Raw genomic sequence first — 3,109 nt, 5'->3', positions numbered from 1 at the left:
TCTCCGCACACCGCGACAACCGATAGGAAAACAACTCCCCAATCCCCCGCAACTGCTCAGCCGCCGCCCGATTCTCCGCCCGCCCCGCCGCCCCGATCCGCTCCACCAAACCCGCCGACACCGCCGTCACCGACGGACACTGCCGCTCCACCGCCTCATCCCACCGGGCAGCCGCCTCCGCACGACACACGTCATCGAACATACGTTCGATAATACACCCTCTACTGACTCAACCTTTCTGGCAGGGCCGCTGGCTGTGGATAACCCGGCGGAGTGGCTGAAACGGTGGAGAGGATGGCCGCCAGGTCGCCGCGAACGAAGATCGCCGGCGAGAAGACCCACTCGGGCACCCGCGACTGCGCAGGCCTCAGCCGTCTCGGTGGCTGACGAATTCACGCCGCGCGCCGGTGAGCGGGTCGGTGAACTCGATGCGCTGCGCCAACAGCCGCAGTGGAGTGCTGAAGTCATCGGCCGCGACGTCAATGATGACGGGATACAAGGGATCACCCTGGATCGGTATCCCCAGCGAGGCCATGTGCACTCGCAGCTGATGGGTGCGTCCGGTGCGGGGGGTCAGCCGGTACAGGCCGTCCGGCGATACCAGCTCCACCAGGGTCTCGGCATTGGGCGGACCGGGTTCACATGCGGCTTGTAAGTGGCTGCGGCGCTTGATGATTCGGCTCTTCACGACGCGGGGAACCGTCAGCTCCGGGTCGACGGCCGCCCGGGCCAGATATGTCTTGCCGACCAATCCGCGCGCGAACAGCGTCTGGTAGGCGCCACGCACCTCGCGCCGCGCGGTGAACAGCAGCACACCGGCGGTGAGCCGGTCCAGCCGGTGCGCCGGGCTCAGCTCTGGCAATCCCAGCTCCCGCCGCAGCCGCACCAGCGCGGTCTGCACGACGTGACGACCGCGCGGCATGGTGGCCAAGAAGTGCGGCTTGTCGACGACCACGATATCGGCGTCGCGATGCAGCACCGGGACGTCGAACGGGACGGGCACCTCGTCTGGCGGTTCGCGGTAAAGGTAGACGCTCGCGCCGGCGGGAAGCACCGTGGCGCAGTCGATTACCGCACCGTCGGCGTCGACGACCTCGCCGGCCAGCACCTTGGCCCGCGCTTGCACACCGAATCGGGCCGCCAGCTCGTCCAGCACCGGTCCGCCGTGCAGCCGCACCCGCGATGGCCCTAATCCGTCGCGCACCGGAAGCGGGGCGGGCCGCACGGTCATATCAGGACCCGCTCAACTGAGCGGCACCGGCTCGAGGATCTCGGCGCGAGCCTCGGGCGCGCTGGCCCGCAGCTCGTCGGCGGACACGTCGTCGGGCTGGGCCTGTGACAGGACCTCGGCCTCCACTCGGGCGGTGTAGTTCGCGACCTCACGCTCGATGTCCTCGGCCGACCAGCCCAGCACCGGCGCGACCACATTGGCGACCTCGCGTGCGCAGTCGACGCCGCGGTGCGAGTATTCGATGGAGACGCGCATCCGGCGGGCCAGGATGTCCTCCAAATGCAAAGCGCCCTCGGCGGTTACGGCGTACAGCGCCTCCACCCGCAGGTAGCCCGGCGCCTCCTTGATCGGTTCGAGCAGACCGGGGCTTTGCGCCAGCGCCAGCACGTCACCGATCAGCGATCCGTAGCGGTCCAGCAGATGACGCACCCGGTAGGGGTGCAACCCCTGTAGCTCGGCGACGTGCTCGGCCTGGTTGATCAGCGCGAAGTAGCCGTCGGCGCCCAGCAGGCTGACCTTCTCGGTGATCGATGGCGCCACCCGGGCCGGAATGAACTGGGCCGCAGCATCAATCGCGTCGGCGGCCATCACCCGGTAGGTGGTGTACTTGCCGCCGGCGATGGCCACCAGGCCCGGTGCGGGCACCGCCACGGCATGCTCCCGGGACAGCTTGGAGGTCTCCTCGCTCTCCCCGGCCAGCAGCGGCCGCAGCCCGGCGTACACCCCGTCGATGTCGGCATGCGTCAGCGGGATGGCCAGCACGGTGTTCACGGTCTGCAGGATGTAGTCAATGTCGGCCTTGGTCGCAGCGGGATGGGCCAGGTCGAGATTCCAGTCGGTATCGGTGGTCCCGATGATCCAGTGGCTGCCCCACGGGATGACGAACATCACCGACTTCTCGGTGCGCAGGATGATCGCCACGTCGCTGACGATCCGGTCGCGCGGCACCACCACGTGCACGCCCTTGGACGCCCGGACCTGAAAACGCCCGCGCTGCTTGGACAATGCCTGGATCTCGTCGGTCCACACCCCGGTGGCGTTGACCACCACGTGCCCGCGGACCTCGGTGGTCGCGCCGTCCTCGGAGTCGCGGACACGCACACCGGTCACCCGATCGCCTTCGCGCAGCATGGCCACCACCTGGGTGGAGGTGCGCACCACGACGCCGTAGTGTGCGGCGGTGCGCGCGACGGTCATGGTGTGCCGTGCGTCGTCGACAACGGTGTCGTAGTAGCGGATTCCGCCGATCAGCGAGCTTCGCTTGAGGCCGGGGCTCAACCGCAACGCGCTGGCACGCGTCAAATGCTTTTGCGCCGGAACCGATTTCGCGCCGCCCAGCCGGTCATACAGAAAGATCCCGGCGGCGATGTACGGACGTTCCCACACGCGATTGGTCAACGGGAACAAAAACGGCATCGGCTTGACCAGATGCGGGGCCAGCGTGGTCAGCGACAGCTCGCGTTCGTAGAGCGCCTCGCGCACCAGCCCGAACTCCAGCTGTTCGAGGTAGCGCAGTCCCCCATGGAACATCTTCGACGAGCGGCTCGAGGTGCCCGAGGCGAAGTCACGCGCTTCCACCAGCGCCACCTTGAGACCGCGGGTCGCGGCGTCCAGCGCGCAGCCCGAGCCCACCACCCCGCCGCCGATCACCACCACGTCGAACTGCTCGGTGCCCAGCCGCTCCCAGGCCGCCTCGCGCTGGTGCGGTCCCAGCACGGAAACCGGGGAGCTGCGCTGGGTGGGTGGATGGATGGGTTCAGTCACGACCAGGACTTCTCACTGGGGCGACTCCTCCTCGGTTACTGGTCAGTAGGACGCACTGCACCAAGGCTAACCGTTTCGGCGCCACGCCGCGGGTGACGCGACCCGCTGCGCCCG

General features: G+C 68.3%; 2 protein-coding genes and 1 pseudogene. All 3 read right to left on the bottom strand.

From position 1 onward, the window contains the following. A pseudogene (locus tag OQ789_RS04655) lies at positions 1-202 on the bottom strand (hypothetical protein); the annotation flags it as partial. Between the two features lie 165 nt (positions 203-367). Then, on the bottom strand, positions 368-1,231 hold the full coding sequence (locus OQ789_RS04650; protein ID WP_324683821.1) for a pseudouridine synthase: 864 nt from the start codon (positions 1,229-1,231) through the stop codon (positions 368-370). A gap of 12 nt (positions 1,232-1,243) precedes the next feature. Continuing rightward, positions 1,244-2,995: a glycerol-3-phosphate dehydrogenase/oxidase gene (locus tag OQ789_RS04645; RefSeq protein WP_324683820.1), complete on the bottom strand. Its 1,752-nt coding sequence runs from the start codon at positions 2,993-2,995 to the stop codon at positions 1,244-1,246. Between the last annotated feature and the right edge of the window lie 114 nt (positions 2,996-3,109).

Origin of the sequence: Mycobacterium sp. 94-17 (assembly GCF_035617725.1) — a bacterium.
GTDB lineage: Bacteria > Actinomycetota > Actinomycetes > Mycobacteriales > Mycobacteriaceae > Mycobacterium.
The sequence above is the reverse complement of the archived record's forward strand: the minus strand, read 5'-3'. Positions and strand labels throughout refer to the sequence as shown.

Excerpts from the sequence above, each read along its gene's own strand:
- OQ789_RS04650 (WP_324683821.1), bottom strand. The coding sequence starts at position 1,231 with ATGACCGTGCGGCCCGCCCCGCTTCCGGTGCGCGACGGATTAGGGCCA.